Annotated in this window: 20 protein-coding genes and 1 other RNA gene; 9 read left to right on the top strand and 12 right to left on the bottom strand. The window is 67.6% G+C overall.

What is annotated here, in order from left to right; genetic code table 11:
* The first annotated feature begins 31 nt into the window (after positions 1-31).
* Complete coding sequence (locus BLW02_RS00360) at positions 32-367, top strand: thioredoxin family protein (RefSeq protein WP_092696516.1); 336 nt, start codon at positions 32-34, stop codon at positions 365-367.
* 167 nt (positions 368-534) lie between these two features.
* Here the strand turns inward: BLW02_RS00360 and BLW02_RS00355 are convergent, their stop codons facing one another.
* Positions 535-1,692, bottom strand: coding sequence for an MFS transporter (locus BLW02_RS00355; protein ID WP_092696515.1), 1,158 nt, complete (start codon positions 1,690-1,692; stop codon positions 535-537).
* Positions 1,693-2,131: 439 nt separating this feature from the next.
* On the opposite strand from BLW02_RS00355, the gene BLW02_RS00350 reads away from it, so the two are divergent.
* Positions 2,132-2,758: a c-type cytochrome gene (locus BLW02_RS00350; RefSeq protein WP_092696723.1), complete on the top strand. Its 627-nt coding sequence runs from the start codon at positions 2,132-2,134 to the stop codon at positions 2,756-2,758.
* Positions 2,759-2,872: 114 nt separating this feature from the next.
* Here the strand turns inward: BLW02_RS00350 and BLW02_RS00345 are convergent, their stop codons facing one another.
* The 4 genes from BLW02_RS00345 to BLW02_RS00330 form a co-directional block, all read right to left on the bottom strand.
* Positions 2,873-4,261: a phenylacetate--CoA ligase family protein gene (locus tag BLW02_RS00345; RefSeq protein ID WP_092696514.1), complete on the bottom strand. Its 1,389-nt coding sequence runs from the start codon at positions 4,259-4,261 to the stop codon at positions 2,873-2,875.
* Complete coding sequence (locus tag BLW02_RS00340) at positions 4,258-4,917, bottom strand: SagB/ThcOx family dehydrogenase (RefSeq protein WP_092696722.1); 660 nt, start codon at positions 4,915-4,917, stop codon at positions 4,258-4,260. Before BLW02_RS00340 ends, BLW02_RS00345 begins: the two co-directional genes overlap by 4 nt.
* 222 nt (positions 4,918-5,139) lie before the next feature.
* Positions 5,140-5,589: a ribonuclease HI gene (rnhA, locus tag BLW02_RS00335; RefSeq protein ID WP_026436780.1), complete on the bottom strand. Its 450-nt coding sequence runs from the start codon at positions 5,587-5,589 to the stop codon at positions 5,140-5,142.
* Positions 5,586-6,482 (bottom strand): class I SAM-dependent methyltransferase, encoded by an 897-nt coding sequence (locus tag BLW02_RS00330; protein ID WP_092696513.1) that lies wholly within the window; start codon positions 6,480-6,482, stop codon positions 5,586-5,588. Before BLW02_RS00330 ends, rnhA begins: the two co-directional genes overlap by 4 nt.
* Here BLW02_RS00330 and gloB point away from each other — a divergent pair.
* A complete protein-coding gene (gene gloB / locus BLW02_RS00325) occupies positions 6,481-7,254 on the top strand; it encodes a hydroxyacylglutathione hydrolase (protein ID WP_092696512.1) in 774 nt (257 codons plus the stop codon). The two genes, BLW02_RS00330 and gloB, sit on opposite strands and share 2 nt — an antisense overlap.
* Positions 7,254-8,756 (top strand): transglycosylase SLT domain-containing protein, encoded by a 1,503-nt coding sequence (locus BLW02_RS00320; RefSeq protein WP_092696511.1) that lies wholly within the window; start codon positions 7,254-7,256, stop codon positions 8,754-8,756. The genes gloB and BLW02_RS00320 overlap by 1 nt, the downstream gene beginning before the upstream one ends.
* Before the next feature lie 27 nt (positions 8,757-8,783).
* Here the strand turns inward: BLW02_RS00320 and BLW02_RS00315 are convergent, their stop codons facing one another.
* Positions 8,784-8,936 (bottom strand): DUF3096 domain-containing protein, encoded by a 153-nt coding sequence (locus BLW02_RS00315; RefSeq protein ID WP_092696510.1) that lies wholly within the window; start codon positions 8,934-8,936, stop codon positions 8,784-8,786.
* Positions 8,937-9,055: 119 nt separating this feature from the next.
* Positions 9,056-10,105 (bottom strand): ABC transporter substrate-binding protein, encoded by a 1,050-nt coding sequence (locus BLW02_RS00310; protein ID WP_092696509.1) that lies wholly within the window; start codon positions 10,103-10,105, stop codon positions 9,056-9,058.
* On the opposite strand from BLW02_RS00310, the gene BLW02_RS19870 reads away from it, so the two are divergent.
* Positions 10,104-10,241, top strand: a complete 138-nt coding sequence (locus BLW02_RS19870; protein ID WP_159433756.1) for a hypothetical protein — start codon at positions 10,104-10,106, stop codon at positions 10,239-10,241. The two genes, BLW02_RS00310 and BLW02_RS19870, sit on opposite strands and share 2 nt — an antisense overlap.
* On the opposite strand, the gene BLW02_RS00305 is transcribed toward BLW02_RS19870, so the two are convergent.
* The 4 genes from BLW02_RS00305 to dnaX all read right to left on the bottom strand — a co-directional run bounded on the left by BLW02_RS00305 (position 10,232) and on the right by dnaX (position 13,945).
* On the bottom strand, positions 10,232-10,654 hold the full coding sequence (locus BLW02_RS00305; RefSeq protein ID WP_092696508.1) for an MAPEG family protein: 423 nt from the start codon (positions 10,652-10,654) through the stop codon (positions 10,232-10,234). The two genes, BLW02_RS19870 and BLW02_RS00305, sit on opposite strands and share 10 nt — an antisense overlap.
* An 81-nt stretch (positions 10,655-10,735) precedes the next feature.
* Positions 10,736-11,326, bottom strand: coding sequence for a recombination mediator RecR (gene recR / locus BLW02_RS00300; RefSeq protein WP_092696507.1), 591 nt, complete (start codon positions 11,324-11,326; stop codon positions 10,736-10,738).
* A gap of 250 nt (positions 11,327-11,576) precedes the next feature.
* The gene (locus BLW02_RS00295) at positions 11,577-11,909 is read right to left on the bottom strand and encodes a YbaB/EbfC family nucleoid-associated protein (RefSeq protein ID WP_010457931.1); all 333 of its coding nucleotides are present in this window, start codon (positions 11,907-11,909) and stop codon (positions 11,577-11,579) included.
* Between the two features lie 41 nt (positions 11,910-11,950).
* Positions 11,951-13,945: a DNA polymerase III subunit gamma/tau gene (dnaX, locus tag BLW02_RS00290; RefSeq protein ID WP_092696506.1), complete on the bottom strand. Its 1,995-nt coding sequence runs from the start codon at positions 13,943-13,945 to the stop codon at positions 11,951-11,953.
* A gap of 177 nt (positions 13,946-14,122) precedes the next feature.
* Here dnaX and ffs point away from each other — a divergent pair.
* From ffs to mepK, 4 genes are all read left to right on the top strand, one after another.
* Positions 14,123-14,219: signal recognition particle sRNA small type (gene ffs / locus BLW02_RS00285), an RNA gene on the top strand.
* A gap of 74 nt (positions 14,220-14,293) precedes the next feature.
* Positions 14,294-14,509 (top strand): hypothetical protein, encoded by a 216-nt coding sequence (locus BLW02_RS00280; protein ID WP_092696505.1) that lies wholly within the window; start codon positions 14,294-14,296, stop codon positions 14,507-14,509.
* A gap of 14 nt (positions 14,510-14,523) precedes the next feature.
* Positions 14,524-16,122: a L,D-transpeptidase family protein gene (locus tag BLW02_RS00275; RefSeq protein ID WP_092696721.1), complete on the top strand. Its 1,599-nt coding sequence runs from the start codon at positions 14,524-14,526 to the stop codon at positions 16,120-16,122.
* A gap of 33 nt (positions 16,123-16,155) precedes the next feature.
* Positions 16,156-16,722, top strand: coding sequence for a peptidoglycan L,D-endopeptidase MepK (gene mepK / locus BLW02_RS00270; RefSeq protein ID WP_092696504.1), 567 nt, complete (start codon positions 16,156-16,158; stop codon positions 16,720-16,722).
* 31 nt (positions 16,723-16,753) lie between these two features.
* Here the strand turns inward: mepK and BLW02_RS00265 are convergent, their stop codons facing one another.
* Positions 16,754-18,112 carry a TIGR03862 family flavoprotein gene (locus BLW02_RS00265; protein WP_092696503.1) on the bottom strand — a complete coding sequence of 453 codons (1,359 nt, stop codon included), beginning with the start codon at positions 18,110-18,112 and terminating at the stop codon, positions 16,754-16,756.

Below are 18,112 nucleotides of genomic sequence, written 5' to 3'. Positions count from 1 at the left end.
TATCTGCCCTCTTCTTGAAATCATTGAGCCTATGCCCTACGCCGCCCAACACCTTGCACAAGCACCCACCCGCGCCGAAGTGGACCGCCTGCCCGGCGCCACCGTGCTCGAATTCGGCACCCCCTGGTGCGGCCACTGCCAGCGCGCCCAGCCCCTCATCGAGCAGGCCCTGCGCGACCGGACGGATATGGCCCACATCAAGGTGGAAGACGGCCCCGGCCAGCGCCTGGGCCGCAGCTTTGGCGTGAAGCTCTGGCCCACCCTGGTGCTGCTGCGCGATGGACAAGAGTTGGCGCGTGTGGTGCGGCCCCAGGACGCCCTGACCATGGAACAGCTGCTTGGCGCAGACCGGCCGGCACCGGGCTGATTTTCATGGTGTCCTGCACCGCCAGCGACCCATGAAACAGACGCAGCCCAGGCCAGGGCAGCCAAGCAAGGGCCGCCCCGCAGCGAGGGCTGCGTCCCCCTGCCCACAGCGCGCAGCGGTGCGAGAGCGGGGGGAAGCGGCAACGCCGCTCAGAGGGGTGTCTCGCTTCAAGCCTGCTCGATCACCGGGGTGCGCTGGGCCAGCCAGGCCAGCACGCCGGTCAGCGCCGCCATCGCTCCGCAGAAAACCACGATGGCCACCCGCAGGCCCAGGTGGTCCGACAGCCAGCCCACGCCCAGAATGGGCACGATGGTGCCCAGATAGCCCACCACCAGGTAGGTGGACAGCAGCCCGGACCGGTTCTCGGGGCCCGCCACCTTGTTCACGATGGCAATGCCTGCCAGGTTCACCAGGCCATGGCCTGCGGCGGTGCTGAGCACGCTCAGCACGAACAGCAGCGGCAGGTTGGTGTAGGTGGTGGCAATCAGCAGCAGATTGCAGGCCGCCAGCAGCCCCAGCCCGGCGATGGCGCAGGTCTTGGTGTGCACCGGCCGGGCCAGCCACTGAAAGCCGGCCGAGAGAAACAGGATCATGGCAATCGACAGGCCACTCACGGCCGGCCCGTGCCAGGGCACCATGTGCGCCATGAAACTCGGTGCCAGCGACGCATACAGGCCAAAGATGCCGAAGGTGCTGAACGCCCCCAGGCTGGCAATCAGAAACGGGCGCCGCAGGGTGGGTTGCGGCAGGGTGATGCGCGGCAGCCAGTCGCGCAAGGCCAAAGGCTGCTGCACCGCGGCCGCACCCGGTGAAGCCCGTTGCACCTGGTACAGGGCATAAATGGCCAGCACCCCCAGCACCACGCTGGGCGCATAGGCCGTCACCAGCGGCAGCGGCACCCACTGCGCCATCAGGCCGCCCACCAGCGGCCCCAGGCCAAAACCCAGCGCCATGGCAAAACTGGTCATGGCCGAGGCGCGCATCACGTTGCGGCTGCGGTTGAGCTGCGTGAGGCCGATCGAGGCCGAGGTGGTGATCATTCCCGAGGCAATGCCGATCAGCACACGGCTGACCACGAACGACGCCACGCTCCAGGCCAGCGCCGACAGCAACACGCCGGCCGTGACCAGCACCAGGCCATGGCGCAACACGGGCAGAAAGCCGAACCGGTCGCTCAGCCGCCCCAGGAACAGCAGGCTGGCCAGCGCCCCAAACATGTAGGCCACGTAGATGCCCGTGATGTGGCTGGGCTGCAGGCCCCAGTGGGCCTGGTACAGCGGGTACAGCGGGCTGGCCAGGGCGGTGCCCATGACACCCACGCACATGGCAAAACAAACCCAGGCAAATGGAGGCCAATGGCGTGGCATAAATGGTAGGCCGACCGGCCGCGAGAGGGCCGTGTTGGCGAAAAAACGGACGGGGGAAAAACGGCAAAAGCCGCATGCGACCCAGGGGCGCACACGGCTTTCTCAGGCTCCAGGGTTGCATCCGATGGGGTGCAAAGCAGCCACGACGGTGCATTCCCGGGCGGTCATTTTACGAAGAACACCCCCAAGCGCGCCTGCGCCGCAGGCCCTGCCCCTACCGGCAGGCGTGCCATTGCCTGCCCCGGGCGCCGCCTGCACCCCCTCCCCCGCCCAAAGCACACTCTTTGATCCAACCCCGCCTGCGCGTGCGAACGGTGGCGAATCCCGGGCCTAGAATGACCTTTTCAATAAAGTGGTTACCGCCATGCTCCTGCGCACAGCTCTGACGATCGGATGGATGGCTGCACTCGTGGTCCCGCCCGTGGTGGCCCAGCAAGCCAAGGCCCGCGCCACCGCCAACGTGGATCTGGACGCCCGCTTCAAGGAAGCGCAAACCAGCGCACCGCTGGCCGACAACCTCTACAAGGTGGGCCGCAAGGTGGCCGCCGTGTGCGCCCATTGCCATGGCGAAGGCGGCACCAGCATCAAGCCGTCCATTCCCAACCTGGCCGGCCAGAATCCGGCCTATCTGCTGGAGCAGATGCGGCAGTTTGCCGACGGCCGCCGGCGCAACGAATTCATGGAAGGCATGATCCGCGCCATGAACAGCGACGAAAAAATCGGCATGGTGCTGTTCTATGCAGCACAGCCAGTGGCCCACCAGACCACCGCCAGCCCCGCACTGACCGCCAAGGGGCAGGCCTATTTCGAGAAAACCTGCGTCCGCTGCCATGGCGCCGCAGGCCGGGGAAACGAGCAGATTGCCCGCATCGCCGGGCAGCAGCCCGACTACCTGCGCATGACCCTGCACCGCTACCGAGAAGATACGGGGGCGCGCGCCGGTTCCATCATGACCCCCAACACCAGGCAGATGTCGGATGCCGACATCGAAGCGGTGGTGGCCTATGTGTCGTCCATGCCTTGAACGCCGTTTCATACGGTCTTGCCTCCAAACGTATCACTTCGTTGGTTTGCCTTGCCGTGCTGAAGCACTGTCTGCGGCTTCCCGCCTAGTTATCCGCTTGAATGCAAGACCGTATCAGACACAACAAGCCATGATGCGGCAGGCCTTGCCGCTGCGCCCGCGTGGCACGGGCAGGTCCAGTTCCTGCAGCACCCGCAGCCGCGGCAGGCCCTGGGCCCTGGCAAAGGCCTTGAGCGCCTTGCAGCCGCGCTCCATGGCCGCCTGCCCGGCCTCGCCCGCCACGGGCAGGCGCAGCACCAGCGTGTGCGCGTCCTGCTGGCGCAGATAGAAATCAAACACGCCCGCGTCGTCCTCCAGCACCGTGGACAAGGCCAGCGGCAACAGCGTTACCGGCCGCCCGCCCGGCCCTGCCATGTGCAACAGGTCGTCGTGGCGCCCCTGCACCACCATCACCGGCAAGGGTGAACCACAGCCGCAGCGCCCGGCCTGCAGCGTCACCTGGTCACCCAGGTCGTAGCGGATGAGGGGCTGAACGGTGTTGGCCAGATTGGTCAGCAGCACGCTGCAGGCGGCATGGCCCACCGGCACGGGGCGGTGGTGCTCGTCCACGGGCTCCAGGATCACCCAGTCGGCGTTCAGGTGCATCTGGCCGTGGGCGCACTCCCAGCCCATGGAGAGGAACTCCGAGGCGCCATAGCTGTTGCGCACCACGGCGCCCAGCGCCCGTTCGATGTGCGCGCGCACGGCCGGACTCAGCGTTTCACCGCCGGTCCAGACCTCGTGCGGCGCGATGCGCAAGGCCCCCCGGTCCGCCTCGTCGGCCAGCAGCGCGGCCGCGGTGGGGTAGGTGGCCAGCACCGTGGGTGCAAAATCATTCAGGGCGGCCACCAGCTCGGGTGCGGACTCCTGGATGGAAAAACTGCGGATGCGCCCCGCCAGCCACGGGTTGAGGGTGCGCAGCCGCTGCACCGAGACATAGCTGGCGAAATGCCCGCTGGTCGCCCCCACGAAGGCAATGCGCTCGGACAGGCACAGCGGGTCCAGCCAGCGCAGCAGGGGGCGCGGCGTGCTGCGGCGCAGCGCCTCCAGCGCGTCGTACACGGCCATGGCCTGTGCGTCCTGCACAAAGATGCCCGGCTGGCCGCTGGTGCCCGAGCTTTCCCACACCATGTAGCGGCCCTGCCAGGGCGTGGCGATGCGCGCCGGGTCGGCGGTGAAGGCGCGCAGCGCATGGAGCGTGAGGCACGGGTCGGTCACCCAGTCGTCAAAGCGCGCCATCAGCTGGTGGCGTGTGACCACCGGCAAATCCTGCAACGGCGTGCGGGCCGAGGTGCCTGCGGGCAGCAGCTCGCGGTAAAGGCGCGAGCCCTTGAGCGCGGCCTCCAGCAGCCGCGCCAGCCGCGCCTGCTGGCGCCGCGCCAGGCCCTGCACCGAATCGCGGTTGGCCGCCATCACCTCCAGCGACACCGCCGACAGGCGCAGCGGGTCGAACACGGTGCTCATGGCGGCGCCGCCCCGGCCGGCCAGCCCACGGTTTGCGCCAGCAGCACCTGCTGGTTGGTGCCCAGGCCCATGGCCTGCGCCAGTGCGGTGCGGTCCAGCCAGGCGCGGATGACGGTGGCCAGCCCGGTGGATGCGGCCTGCAGATAGACGTTTTGCGCCATGGCACCCGCCGCGGCTGCGGCGTAGGTGCTGCGCTGTTCGGCCGGCACCAGCTTCATGCGTGCATGTTCGGCCACATAGACGAGGTCGAGCGGCGCGCTGTCCACAAAGTCCTGGTAGCCCGTGACGCGCCGTACATCGGTGACCACCGTGCGCTGCAGTGCGTGGGCCTGGGGGTCGTAGAGGTACAGGCCTTCGGGCAGGGCCACGTACAGGTCCACCTCCTGCGCGTTCATGGCGCTCGGCACCGTGCGCCCGCCGCTGTCGTGCCGGTTGACGCCCGCCGCAGCCCACAGCAGGTCCGACAGCACCGGCATTGGCAGCGCCACGGGATCGAATTCGCGCTGCGACTGCCGCCGGGCCAGCGCCTGCATGAGCGGCATGCCGCCGTCGCACCGCGGCGGGGGCAAGGCCAGCACCGGACTGCCATCGCCCGTGGGGGGCTCGGGGCGCAACTGCCCTATCAGCCCCAGCGCCATCTTGGTCAGCGGGTTCACGTTCACTCCTGTGCAGAGTTCCACCGGCCGCCATCAGACCACAGCGCCGCGCCGCTGCCTACTGGAAAGGCGTAGGCCGACGCCCACCGGCAGAGCGCTCACACACCAGGAATTTGGGTAAAAACACCTGAAGCGCCTAAGTCATGTGCGCTTGTAGCTACCAATAAAGTAGCAATCAACAAGAAATCGGTAGCGCATACCCGCCAGATCTGGTCGAGAACTTCAGCGCCGCCCCAGGGCCTGTTCCACACCGCGGTTGGCCAGGGCATCGGCCCGCTCGTTGCCCGGATCGCCCGAATGCCCCCGCACCCAGCGCCAGTCGATGCGGTGGCCGGCCCCGGTGACCAGCGCATCCAGGCGCTGCCACAGCTCGACGTTTTTCACCGGCTGCCTGGCGGCGGTGCGCCAGCCGCGCGCCTTCCAGCCGTGGATCCATTCGGTGATGCCCTTGCGCACATATTCGCTGTCGAGGTACAGCGTCACCGCGCAAGGCCGCTTGAGCGCAGACAGCGCCTCGATGACGGCCAGCAGTTCCATGCGGTTGTTGGTGGTGCCGAGCTCGCCGCCAAACAGCTCTTTTTCAGTGGCACCGGAGCGCAGTAAAACGCCCCAGCCGCCGGGGCCCGGATTGCCCTTGCAGGCGCCATCGGTGTAGATCTCAATCTGATTCAAACTTTTTTCCTGTGGGTGCGGTCTGTGGCGCCCGGTGCCATGGTGGGCACCAGGCTGGTGCGGTGCGACGGTTTCTGGCTGGCACCGCGGTGGGCCACCGGCACCGACGCGGCAGCGCGCTGCGGTGCGGTGCGCCAGGCGGGTTCGAGCAGGCGCATGCCATGCACGCGCTTGACGGCCACCAGAAAGTACGCGGCCCCGAGTATCGGCCACCATTGATCGCCCAGGCGGTCCATCCAGGCAAATCTTTCCAGCCAGTGGCTGCTGCGCACGGCCGGCCGGTAGCAGCCAAAGCGCGCCGACTCGACCTCGAAATTGAGCAGCCGCAACCAGTCGCGCAGCCGCCGGTAGCCAATGAACTCGCCCGCATCCGGCAGGTACAGGCGGCCCCGCCCCAGGCGCTGGTACAGGCGCGCGCGGTGTTGGCGCAAGGCCCACAGGCTGACCGGATTGAGCCCGCTGATCACCACCCGCCCCTCGGGCACCAGCACGCGCTCCACCTCGCGCAGCGCGGCATGCGGGTCCACGCTCTGCTCCAGCGTGTGCGGCAGCACGATGAGGTCCAGGCTGTTGTCCGCAAACGGCAGCGCCACCGGGTCGGCCAGCAGGGCCAGCAGGCGCAGGGGGTCTGGCGCGGGCGCGGCGCCAGCGGGTGGCGGGCCTGCAGCGCAGGTGCCCGGCAGCAGGGCCATACCCTCTTCGCCCAGGGCCAGCCACTGGTGCGGCATGCGGTTGGCGCGCAGGCCGTCGAGCATCGGAATGCCGATCTGCAGGCCGTGGTAACCAAAGATGTCCACCACCGCCTCATCGAAGCGCTGCTGCTCCCACGCCAGCAGGTAACGGCCGGGGGGGGAGTCGAACCAGTGGTGCAAACTTATAATTTGATCGCTCATGAACCTGCTACCGCTGCCCGCCTTTGCCGATAACTACATCTGGATGCTGCACAACGGCCGCCAGGCCATCGTGGTGGACCCCGGTGACGCGGCGCCCGTGCTGCAGGCGCTGCAGGCCCAGGGGCTGCAGTTGCAGGCCATTCTAGTCACGCACCACCACGCCGATCATGTGGGCGGCGTGGATGCCTTGCGCGCTGCCACCGGCGCCCAGGTGTTCGGCCCGGCGCGCGAGCGCATCCCCGAGCCGCTGGTGCGCCTGGCGCAGGGCGACAGCGTGGATCTGCTGGGCCTGCGGTTTTCCGTGCTCGATGTTCCGGGCCACACGGCTGGCCACATCGCCTATTACTGCCCCGATATGGAGGGCGCGCCCCTGCTGTTTTGCGGGGACACCCTTTTCTCGGGCGGCTGCGGGCGCCTTTTTGAAGGCACGCCCACGCAGATGCTGGCATCGCTCGACCAGCTGGCCGCCCTGCCGGGCAGCACGCTGGTGTGCTGTACCCATGAGTACACGTTGTCCAACCTGAAATTTGCGCGTGCCGTGGAACCCGGCAACGCCACCTTGCTCCACTACAGCAGCCATTGCACGGCCTTGCGGGCGCAAAACCAGCCCACGCTGCCATCACGCATGGCGCTGGAACGTGACATCAACCCCTTTCTGCGTGTGCGCGAAACCACAGTCGCCGCAGCTGCCCAGGGCTTTGACGCCCGGGTCCCACAACACGACGCCGTGGCGGTATTTGCCGCCCTGCGCCAATGGAAAAACGACTTCTGATGAAAATTCTGCGCTTCGCCTGCCTTGCAGGACTGCTGTGGCTCACCGGCTGCGCCACCACCGGCACCCCCTCCAGCAACCCGTTCGACACCGATTCGCCCGCGGGCACCGCCAGCCACATCCCCGTCATCCCCAATGGGCCGCTGAGCCCGATCACGGCCGGCCGCGCCGCCAGCAGCGAAGTGGCCTCGCTGTTCACGCCCGCCGACCTGTGGGAGCGCATTCGCCGCGGTTTTGCCATGCCCGACCTGCAGCACGAACTGGTGCAGGACCGCGAGCAGTGGTACGCCAGCCGCCCCGACTACATGCAGCGCATGACCGAGCGCTCCAGCAAATACCTGTTCCACATCGTTGAAGAGCTCGAACGCCGGGGCATGCCCACCGAGCTGGCGCTGCTGCCCTACATCGAAAGTGCCTTCAACCCGCAGGCCGTCTCCAGCACCAAGGCCGCCGGCATGTGGCAGTTCATGCCGGCCACGGGCAACTACTTCGATCTCAAGCAGAACGCCTTTCGCGACGACCGCCGCGACGTGCTGGCATCCACCCGCGCCGCGCTCGACTACCTGCAAAAGCTGTACGGCATGTTTGGCGACTGGCACCTGGCCCTGGCCGCCTACAACTGGGGTGAAGGCAGCGTGGGCCGCGCCATTGCCCGCAACCAGAAAGCCGGGCTGGGAACGCGCTACACCGACCTGAACATGCCTGCGGAAACGCGGCTGTATGTGCCCAAGCTGCAGGCCGTCAAAAACATCGTGGCCAACCCCGAGGCCTTTCGCACCGAACTGCCACTGATCGAAAACCACCCCTATTTCCAGATGGTGGACATCACCCACGACATCGACGTGGCGGTGGTGGCCCAGCTGGCAGGGGTGCGCGAAGCGGATTTTCGTGCGCTGAACCCCTCGTTTCACCGTCCGACCATTTTTGCCGCAGGCACCCCCCAGATCCTGCTGCCCTGGGACAACGCGCGGGTCTTCCAGCGCAACCTTGACGCCAAAAACCAGGGGCAATACGCCAGCTGGACGGTGTGGTCCGTGCCCACCACCATGAGCGTGGCCGATGCCGCCCAGCGTACCGGCATGAGCGAAAACGACCTGCGCAGCCTCAACAACATTCCGCCGCGCATGCTGATCAAGGCCGGATCGGCGCTGATGGTGCCGCGAACCACCACTACCCGCCAGGATGTTTCGGCCCACCTGGCAGACAACGGCCAGCTGGCCCTCACACCTGAAATCGTGACCCGCCGCACCACGGTGCGCGCCGGCAAGCGCGACACCGTGCGCAGCATGGCACAGCGCTACCGCGTCAGCGTCGACAACGTGGCCGACTGGAACGATGTGAAGACCGGCGCAGCCTTCAAGGCCGGCCAGCAGGTGGTGATGTTCCTGCCGGTGCGCATGAGCAAAGGATCATCGGCCAGCGGCTCAGCCAGTCGCACAACAGGAAGCAAGGCCCCAGCCCCCACACGCAAGGGTGGCAAGCCCTCCAAGAAACGCCGCTGAGCACGAGTGCTGCTGTGCCGTGGGCACTTACAAGCGCAGGGTGTGCATGCCCAGCAAGCCCAACACGCCGATCACGATCAGGTAAAGCGCCACGATGGTGCTCAGCAGGCGCGGCATGACCAGGATGAGGATGCCCGCGATCAGGGAAACGAGCGGGCCAATGCTGAGGCTCAGCGACATGAGAGGGTCCCTTGAAATGAGTGAGGAAGAGTGGCGAACACCGGGCACAGCCCCGTTGGCCCGGCATTCTCACCCACTGCGCAGGCCATCAGCGCCTTCGCACCGCCAGGGCGCACATCTCACACCCCGAATTTCTGCCGCGCCTTTCGGGTCAGGTCATCGGTGAAGGTGCGTGCCAGGCTGGCCCGTGTGCCAGACATGCCGGGATAGGACTGCGCAAGCGCCCGCAAGGCGGTTGCCGGCCCGTCCTCGGGCATGAGCCCATTGGGCGAAAACGTCTCGCGCACCCGGTTGAACGCCGCCAGATAGACCGCCCTGTCACCCAGCAGGTAACTGGCAGGCACCGCCTTGACCAGATCGGCCGGCGCTGCTGTCTGCAGCCACTTGAGCGCATGCACGATGCCATTGACCAGCGCCTGTGCCACCACGGGCTCCTGGTGCAGAAATGACTGGGGGGCAACCAGGCAACTGGCAGGCATGGCGCCGCCAAACACCTCCTGCGTGGCCTGGAGCGTGCGCAGGTCGCCGACAAGGCGCACCTCGCCCCGTTGCTCGAGCAGCGCCATGATGGGGTCGGCATGGCACAGCGCATGGATGCGGCCTGTGCGCAGCGCCGCCAGGGCAGCAAGCCCCGTTCCCACGCCCACGAAGGAGACAGTGTGCACATCCACGCCCGCGCGGGCCAGCAGCATGCTCGCCATCACCTGGGTGGACGAGCCCAGGGCCGAAACACCGATGCGCCGTCCCCGCAGGTCCGATGGCCCCCGATAGCTCGGCACCGCCCGCAGCGACACGCCCAGCGCCTGCTGCGGCGCCCGCCCCTGCACCACGAAAGCGCGGTAATCGTGGCCCCGACTCTGCTGGCGCAGAGTGTGTTCATAGGCACCCGAGCAGACCTGGGCCACTCCGTCCTGCACCGCCCGCAAGGCCAGGGCACCACCGGGGTAGTCAAGCACCGTGACATCCAGTCCTTCGGCCTGGAAAAAACCCAGCCGGCCCGCGATGGTCAGGGGCAGGTGGTACAGCACGGCCTGCCCGCCCACCGCGATGGTGACGCGCCGCGCCGCGGCGCCGGGCGCATACGCCCAGGCGCCAGAAGTGCATGCCGCGACTGCCGACAGGGCAGACAGGGCACCAAAGGCACGGCGGCTGACAGGAGGAAGGGACATGGAAAAAACGGAAAAGCAGGAAATTGCTGCAACGCAACAATCGTGCCGCAGCCGCTGCATGGGCGCATCAGGGTCTTCCCCTGAGCGCTTCTACGTATTGCTGTGCGGGCATCAGCCCACACCGTTTCAGCGGTAGCCGATGAAGAAAATGGCGATGTTCACCAGGAACGCCGCACCCCACACCGCGCTGCGGGCCTTGGGCATGTCCGAGACATACATCAGGATGTAGAAAACGCGCAGCATGATGAACAGGAAAGCGAGGATGTCGAGCAGGGTCTGCGCCGCACCCAGCTGGTGTGCAATGACGACCGCTCCGATGAAGAATGGCAGCGCCTCGAAACTGTTGGCCTGCGCTGCGTTCGCGCGGGCATGCCAGTCGGACTGGCGGGCCATCCAGGCACGCGGGTCATGGTTGTCGTAGCCCCCTTCGCGGCGCGGCCTGCCCAGGCCACCGCTCTTGGCCAGCCACGCGCACACCAGGGGCAGCAGCACGGCCATGAAAACACACCAGTAGGCCACCGTGAAACGCGCCACATGCAAGGAATTCATTTTGTCCCTAGACGGATATAGCGCAGCACCGACAAGCGCTGTTCGCTATTAAATCGGGAGTATTCTAGCGACGAAAAGAGGCTAGCGACGGTCTACCAGCGCATGCGCGATGGTGCCCAGGTCCACATACTCCAGCTCGCTGCCCACGGGTACGCCCCGCGCCAGCCGCGTGACATGCAGGCCCCGGCTTTTGAGAGCCTCGCTGATCACATGGGCCGTGGCCTCGCCCTCGGCATTGAAATTGGTGGCCAGGATCACCTCCTGCACCACGCCGTTGCAGGCCCGCTCCATGAGCTTGTGCAGGCCAATCTCCTGGGGGCCGATGCCGTCGAGCGGACTGAGCCGCCCCATCAGCACAAAGTAAAGCCCCTTGAACGCCCCCGTGCGCTCCAGCGCCGACTGATCGGCGGGCGTCTCGACCACGCACAGCCGCGTGGCGTCGCGCTCCGGGTCCAGGCAGGTGCTGCACACCTCGGCCTCGGTGAAGGTATGGCACAGCGTGCAGTGGCGCACCGACCCCACGGCCTCCTCCAGCGCCCGCGACAGCGCCAGCGCCCCCTGCCGGTCATGCTGCAGCAAATGAAACGCCATGCGCTGCGCAGACTTCACCCCCACCCCAGGCAGCCGGCGCAGCGCCTGGATCAGAACGTCGAGGGAGTTGGTGGTGGACATCGGTGGGTGAGCGATCGGGGTGACGGTGTGGGAGGAGGAGGAATCGGGGCCAGGCTTCGACAGGCTCAGCCCGAACGGTATGCGGAGGGCGCAGTTTCAACTTGAAACTCCCCAAAACTCCGCCCTCAAGGGCGTAGCGAGCGCCTGCCAGGCTAGGCGGACGGAGCACAGCAACCGGAACGTACTTCCTGTACGTGAGGATTGCGAGCACCGCCCAACGACGCATGGCTGGCGCGCAGTAGCCAGGGCATCAGAAAGGGAATTTCATGCCGCCGGGGAGGCCTGGCATGCCTTGCGTGAGCTTGCCCATCTTCTCCGCCGAAGTCTCCTCGGCCTTGCGCACGGCCGCATTGAACGCTGCCGCCACCAGGTCTTCGAGCATGTCCTTGTCTTCGGCCAGCAGGCTGGGGTCGATGGTGATGCGCTTGACGTCGTGCTTGCAGGTCATCAGCACCTTGACCAGGCCCGCGCCCGACTCGCCTTCCACCTCGATGAAAGCCAGCTCGTCCTGTGCCTTCTTGAGGTTGTCCTGCATGGCCTGGGCTTGCTTCATGAGGCCGGCGAGTTGTCCCTTGTTGAACATGGTGTGTTTCCTTTTCGTTTCTGTGGAATGGAGGTTGTTGGTCACGCAGGCTTGATGCTGCCCGGCACGATTTTCGCGCCGTAGTCGCGCACCAGCGACTGCACATAGGGGTCGTTCATCACGATGTCTTCGGCCACGCGCTGGCGCTCGGCGGCGGCGGCGGCGTTGCGGCGGGCGGGGCTGTCAATCACCACGCCCACTTCCACGCTGATCTGGTTGGCATGGCCGGCGGCCTCCAGCGCGGCACGCAGCCGCTCGCGGGCCAGGGGCTGGTTGAGCGATTCGCGCTCGACGCGCAGCAGCCAGTGGCCGCCATCCCGCGCCACCAGCTGGGACTGCAGGGCCAGCTCGCGCACCAGGGCGGTAATGGTTTCGGCCACCACCAGCTGCTGCACGGTGCGGTGCCATATGTCGCCTTCGTCCGTAGGGGTGTAGCGCGCCGAGACGGGGGTGGGCGCAGACAGGGGCAACGGCTGCAGTCGCTCACCAGGCTCGGGCAACTCTCGCACGGGAATCGCTACATATTCAGGAGCATTTTGCGCAAGAACGGCATGCACCGGGGCCTGGTTCCCATCAAAATCTTCGGTGGTGCGCACCGGCAGAACGGTGGCAGTGGGCGCTTCGGTCCGCACGGTATCCAGCTCGTCCGAACCCGGCCAAGGAGGCGGCTCGGAGGCATCGGAAGGTACGTCTTCTGACGGCGCGGAGGCGGACGGGGACGGTTGAACCGACAGGACCGGGGCGGTGGCAGCCGGGGCAACCAACGCTGCGGGCTGCGCCCCAGGATCCGCTACCGCAGGGGCCATCGGTGCCGACACAGGGGCAGCAGGGCGCGCAGGGGAAGCCTGGAACCCGACAGAACCAGCGGCTACCCGGCCCGAAGACGCCGCCTCAGGCCGCGTCAGAGTTTTTTTTTCAGCCGGTTCGCTCTGGGGCTTGAAGGCCAGCAGACGCAGCAGCACCATGGTCAGCGCGGCATATTCATCGGGCGCCAGGCCCAGCTCGCCCCGCCCGTGCAGGCACAGGCTGTAGAGCAGCTGGGTTTCGTCAGCGGGCATCAGGGCGGCCAGGCGGGCCGTCTCAGAGGCCTCGGGGTCGTCGGCATCCACGGCGCCGGCCATCTGCGGCACGGCCTGGAACACCGCCATGCGCTGCAGCACGGCGCTCATTTCTTCGAGCGTGGACGCGGCCGACAGGCCATTCAGGCGCAGCGTGTCCGAGGTTTCCACCACGGTCTTGCCATCGCCCCGGGCCAGCGCTTCGATGAGGCGGAACACGTAGGAGCGGTCCACCGCCCCCAGCATCTGGCGCACGGCGGCTTCCTGCAACTGGCCGCTGCCAAAGGCAATGGCCTGGTCGGTGAGCGACAGCGCATCGCGCATCGAGCCACGCGCCGCGCGCGACAGCAGGCGCAAGGCCTGCGGCTCGGCCGCTACGTTTTCGGCTGCCAGCACCTGCGTGAGGTGAGACAGCACGGTCTCGGGCGCCATGGGCCGCAGGTTGAACTGCAGGCAGCGGCTCAGCACCGTGACGGGCACTTTCTGCGGGTCGGTCGTGGCGAGCACGAATTTCAGGTATTCGGGCGGCTCTTCCAGCGTCTTGAGCATGGCGTTGAACGCCGTGTTCGTGAGCATGTGCACTTCGTCGATCATGAAGACCTTGAAGCGCCCCTGCACCGGCTTGTACACCGCCTGCTCCAGCAGGCTCTGCACCTCGTCCACGCCACGGTTCGAGGCGGCGTCGAGTTCGGTGTAGTCCACGAACCGGCCGCTGTCGATATCGGTACATGCCTGGCACACGCCGCAGGGCGTGGCCGTGATGCCGCCCTGCCCGTCTGTACCCTGGCAGTTGAGCGACTTGGCCAGGATGCGCGATACCGTGGTCTTGCCCACGCCGCGCGTGCCCGTGAACAGGTAGGCGTGGTGCAACCGCTGCTGGGTGAGCGCGTTGGTGAGGGCCTGCACCACATGCTCCTGCCCCACCATTTCGGTGAAATTGCGGGGACGGTACTTGCGGGCGAGCACGAGGTAGGACATGGGGGGTGATTCTAGGGCCCGCAACGCCACCACCTTCTAAAACCGGCGTGCGCCCCACACCAGGGACACCGCGCAAGGGCCGCCCCGCCGCACTGGTGTCGCCCCCCTTTCCGAATTGCGCAGCAATTCGAGAGAAGGGGGAAGGCGCGAAGCGCCACAGGGGGTAGAATGCTGGTTGACGGGCCTCCCCGCATGGTGAAGCGGCCAACCGGGTCAGGTGGGGAACCAAGCAGCCCTAACTGTGGAGCCAGTGCCGGGGGTAAGGCTCGTCAACTTCTTTCTGATATTGCTTGCGACAGGCAGGGTTGCGAAAACCCTGCAGCCACCAGACAACACGACGAGGCGCCCGTGTTCGCAGAGAACTTCAACCCCCTCGCTGCCCTGGCCGCTGCCAGGTGCCCACGTTGCCACGCCACGGGGCTGGTCGAAATCGACGGCGAAGCCCACGACAAGGCGCCGGAAACCGACAAGCACCAGGCCAAGTTCCAGGTCAGCCCCAGCCTCTACGCCCAGTGCCCGGCCTGCGGTCTGGTCGGTGAATGGCCCGGCATGAGCGACCATTGACCACGATGCGGCGCATGCCCAGCCCCTTTCTCGCCCTTGCATCCACTTTGTTTCCACGCCTTGGCATCCGTTTGAGTTGGCGCAGCACATGGCTGGCGCTCTGGCTGGCTGTTTGCGCCCCTGTGGCAGGCGCCGCGCCCTGGCTGGTGGACGGGCGCCCCGCGCCTGTGGCGCAGCAGGCCGTGGACATTCTGGCGGCAGCGGCCACCGAAGGCCTGCAACCCGACGATTACCGCGCCAGCGCGCTGGCGCAGGCCGTGGCCTCCGCAGCCCGCGGCCCCGCGCTGGGCCCCGATGCCGCACAGCAGCTCGAAAATGCGCTCACCACCGCCCTGCAGCGCTACCTGGGTGACCTGCGATCGGGCCGCATCGATCCGCGCCAGATCCAGCAGAACTACACCCCGCCCGCAGCCCCCCGCATCGACGCCACCACCACCCTGCAGCAGGCCCTGGCCGCCCCCTCGCTGGCCGATGCCGTGCGTGCCGCCGCGCCCCAGGTGCCGCTGTATGCCAGCCTGCGCACCGAACTGGCCCGCTACCGGGCGCTGGGCGCCCCCGCTGCCTGGGCCACGCCCCTGCCAGCGCTGCCGGGCCGCAAGCTGGAGGCCGGCCAGGCCTGGGCAGGCCTGGCACAGCTGACCCAGCGCCTGGTGGTGCTGGGCGACCTGCCTGCGGATGCGCAGCCGCCAGCGCTCTACGACGAGGCCCTGCAGAACGGCGTGAAGGCCTTCCAGCAACGCCACGCGCTCGCCTCTGACGGCGTGATCGGCAAGGCCACGCTGGATGCCTTGGCCATTTCGCCCGCCGCCCGCGTCCGCCAGATCGAGCTGGCCATGGAGCGGCTGCGCTGGACGCCCCTGCTGCGCGGCCCGCGCATGATCGTGGTCAACATCCCCGAATTCGTGCTGCGCGCCTACGAGGTGCAGGACGGACGGGTGTCGCTGCAACTGGCCATGAAGGTGATCGTGGGCAAGGCGCTGGACACCCGCACGCCGCTGTTCGACGAAGACATGCGCTTCATCGAATTCAGCCCCTACTGGAACATTCCGCCTTCCATTGCGCGCAGCGAAACCATTCCCCGGCTGCGGCGCGACCCTGGTTATTTGCAGCAGCAGGGCATGGAATTTGTAGGCGCCAACGGACAGGTGCACAGCACTCTGGCGCCGGAGTACCTGGATGCCGTGCTGCGCGGGCAGATGCGCATACGCCAGCGCCCCGGGCCAAAAAATGCACTGGGCGACATCAAGTTCGTGTTTCCCAACAACAGCAACATCTATCTGCACCACACGCCCGCACCGCTGCTGTTTCAGCGCGACCGGCGCGACTTCAGCCATGGCTGCATCCGCGTCGAAGACCCCGTGGCGCTGGCCCAGTTTGTGTTGCGCAACGACCCGGCATGGCCCGAAGCGCGCATCCGCGAAGCCATGGCCCGGGGCCAGTCGGCCACACTGCGCCTGGCCGAACCCCTGCCCGTGGTGATTGCCTACAGCACCACCATCGTCAAGCAGGGCCAGCTGCACTTCTTTGCCGACCTGTACGGGCAGGACAGGCTGCTGGAGCAGGCCCTGCGCCAGCAATCCGAGCAGCGCCGCATGCGCGCCGGTGTACCCTGAACAAACCGGTTTCACCCCTTCCTGGAACATGCCATGACCCAGCCCACCCACCCTCTTGCATCGGGCCGCCGCCGCTTTCTGGGCACGGGCGGCCGCTGGCTGGTAACCGGAGCCCTGCTGCCGCTGGCGCAGCCCGCCCTGGCCGGCCTGCCCGACGCCCGCAGCCTGTCGCTGGACCACACCCACACCAGCGAGCGCCTGGCCCTGGTGTATGCGCTGGGCGAGCAGTTCGTACCCCAGGCGCTGAGCAGCCTCAACCATTTCCTGCGCGACCACTACAGCGGCGAGGCGGGCCTGATGGACCCGCAGCTCTTCAACCTGCTGCACCAGATCAGGCAGGAGCTGCGCGCGCAGCAGCCCTTCCAGGTCATTTCAGGCTACCGCAGCGCGGCCACCAACCAGACGCTGCGCACCACGCGCGGTGGCGGTGTGGCCAAGCGCAGCCTGCACATGGAAGGCAAGGCCATCGACGTGCGCCTGCCCGGCGTGCAACTGGCCAGCCTGCGCGACGCGGCGCTGGCGTTGGGCCTGGGCGGCGTGGGTTTTTACCCGCGCGAGCAGTTCGTGCATGTGGACACCGGCCCCGTGCGCCGGTGGTGAAAAAGCTCTGTTTTCAACAGCTGCTGGCGCTTTATCCTCCAGCGCCGGTGCCCAAAAACCTCAAAACCCCTTGCCCCGCCCGCATGCCGCTGGCCAGGCTGGCCGTGAGCAGGTAGCCCCCGGTGGGGGCCTCCCAATCGAGCATCTCGCCCGCGCAGAACACACCGGGCGCGGCGATGGCCATGAGGTGCTCGTCCAGCGCCTCGAACGCGACGCCGCCGGCCGTGCTGATGGCCTCGTCCAGCGGGCGCGCGGCCACCACGGTGATGGGCAGGGCCTTGATGGCATGGGCCAGAGCTAACGGGTCGTTCATGCCGTCCTTGCCCAAGTGTTCATACAGGATGCCGGCCTTGATGCCGTCGAGCCCCAGGCGGCTCTTGAGGTGACTGGACAGCGAGCGTGAGCCGCGCGGGTGGCGCACTTCCACCAAAACACGCTCAGGCGCATGGTCCGGTAGCAGATCGAGGTGGAACGTGGCATGGCCATGGGCCTCGATCTCGTCGCGCAGCAGCTGCGATGCGGCATAGACCAGGCTGCCCTCCACGCCCGTGGCCGTGGCCACGAACTCGCCGCGGCGGCTGAAATGGCGGCCCTGGCTGTCGGTAAAACTGAGCGCCACCGATTTGAAAGGCTGGCCGGCAAACCGCTCGGCAAAGTGCGGCGTCCAGCCCACGGCGCCCTCGGGCGAGCGGCCCAGCAGCTCCTGCAGGAATGCGCGGCGGGTTTCGCCGGCGGGTGCATCCACGCGCGGCACATCGAAGCCGCAATTGGCGGGGCGCAGCGGCGCCACGGCCACGCCGCGTTGCGCCAGCAGCGAAACCCAGGCGCCATCGGCCCCCAGACGCGCCCAGCTGCCGCCGCCCAGCGCCAGCACCACGGCGCGCGCCGTGACCTGCACCTCACCCACAGGCGCCGCGAAACGCAGGGCGCCGTCCCCGCCCCAACCCAGCCAGCGGTGGCGCATGTGGAACCGCACCCCCAGCCCGCGCAGGCGCTGCAGCCAGGCACGCAGCAGCGGCGCGGCCTTCATGTCGGTCGGGAACACGCGGCCCGACGTGCCCACAAAGGTTTCCACCCCCAGCCCCTGCGCCCAGGCACGCACCTCGGGCCCGCCAAAGGCCTGGACGAGCGGCTCGATCTGCGGCTGGCGCCCGGCGTAACGGCTGACAAAAGGCGCGTGCGACTCGGAATGCGTGAGGTTGAGCCCGCCCTTGCCCGCCAGCAGGAATTTGCGTCCCACCGAGGCCATGACATCAAACAGATGCACCGCCACACCCGCCTGCGCCAGCACCTCGGCCGCCATCAGCCCGGCGGGGCCGCCCCCCACGATGACGGCATCGCAGTGCAACGGGCTGGACGCATCGGTGGCCAGGGGGGTAGGTGCATTCAT

This window comes from Acidovorax soli (assembly GCF_900107605.1).
In the GTDB taxonomy this organism is placed as follows: Bacteria; Pseudomonadota; Gammaproteobacteria; order Burkholderiales; family Burkholderiaceae_C; genus Acidovorax; species Acidovorax soli.
Note: the sequence above shows the minus strand (reverse complement) of the source record. Positions and strands in the feature narration are given on the sequence as shown.

Excerpts from the sequence above, each read along its gene's own strand:
- mepK (WP_092696504.1), top strand. The coding sequence starts at position 16,156 with ATGACCCAGCCCACCCACCCTCTTGCATCGGGCCGCCGCCGCTTTCTG.
- BLW02_RS00305 (WP_092696508.1), bottom strand. The coding sequence starts at position 10,654 with ATGAATTCCTTGCATGTGGCGCGTTTCACGGTGGCCTACTGGTGTGTT.
- BLW02_RS19870 (WP_159433756.1), top strand. The coding sequence starts at position 10,104 with ATGGAAAAAACGGAAAAGCAGGAAATTGCTGCAACGCAACAATCGTGC.
- BLW02_RS00355 (WP_092696515.1), bottom strand. The coding sequence starts at position 1,692 with ATGTGCGTGGGTGTCATGGGCACCGCCCTGGCCAGCCCGCTGTACCCG.
- BLW02_RS00320 (WP_092696511.1), top strand. The coding sequence starts at position 7,254 with ATGAAAATTCTGCGCTTCGCCTGCCTTGCAGGACTGCTGTGGCTCACC.
- BLW02_RS00275 (WP_092696721.1), top strand. The coding sequence starts at position 14,524 with ATGCCCAGCCCCTTTCTCGCCCTTGCATCCACTTTGTTTCCACGCCTT.
- BLW02_RS00315 (WP_092696510.1), bottom strand. The coding sequence starts at position 8,936 with ATGTCGCTGAGCCTCAGCATTGGCCCGCTCGTTTCCCTGATCGCGGGC.
- BLW02_RS00345 (WP_092696514.1), bottom strand. The coding sequence starts at position 4,261 with ATGAGCACCGTGTTCGACCCGCTGCGCCTGTCGGCGGTGTCGCTGGAG.
- BLW02_RS00295 (WP_010457931.1), bottom strand. The coding sequence starts at position 11,909 with ATGTTCAACAAGGGACAACTCGCCGGCCTCATGAAGCAAGCCCAGGCC.
- BLW02_RS00265 (WP_092696503.1), bottom strand. The coding sequence starts at position 18,112 with ATGAATGCACCTACCCCCCTGGCCACCGATGCGTCCAGCCCGTTGCAC.
- dnaX (WP_092696506.1), bottom strand. The coding sequence starts at position 13,945 with ATGTCCTACCTCGTGCTCGCCCGCAAGTACCGTCCCCGCAATTTCACC.
- BLW02_RS00350 (WP_092696723.1), top strand. The coding sequence starts at position 2,132 with ATGGCTGCACTCGTGGTCCCGCCCGTGGTGGCCCAGCAAGCCAAGGCC.
- BLW02_RS00330 (WP_092696513.1), bottom strand. The coding sequence starts at position 6,482 with ATGAGCGATCAAATTATAAGTTTGCACCACTGGTTCGACTCCCCCCCC.
- gloB (WP_092696512.1), top strand. The coding sequence starts at position 6,481 with ATGAACCTGCTACCGCTGCCCGCCTTTGCCGATAACTACATCTGGATG.
- BLW02_RS00360 (WP_092696516.1), top strand. The coding sequence starts at position 32 with ATGCCCTACGCCGCCCAACACCTTGCACAAGCACCCACCCGCGCCGAA.
- BLW02_RS00310 (WP_092696509.1), bottom strand. The coding sequence starts at position 10,105 with ATGTCCCTTCCTCCTGTCAGCCGCCGTGCCTTTGGTGCCCTGTCTGCC.
- recR (WP_092696507.1), bottom strand. The coding sequence starts at position 11,326 with ATGTCCACCACCAACTCCCTCGACGTTCTGATCCAGGCGCTGCGCCGG.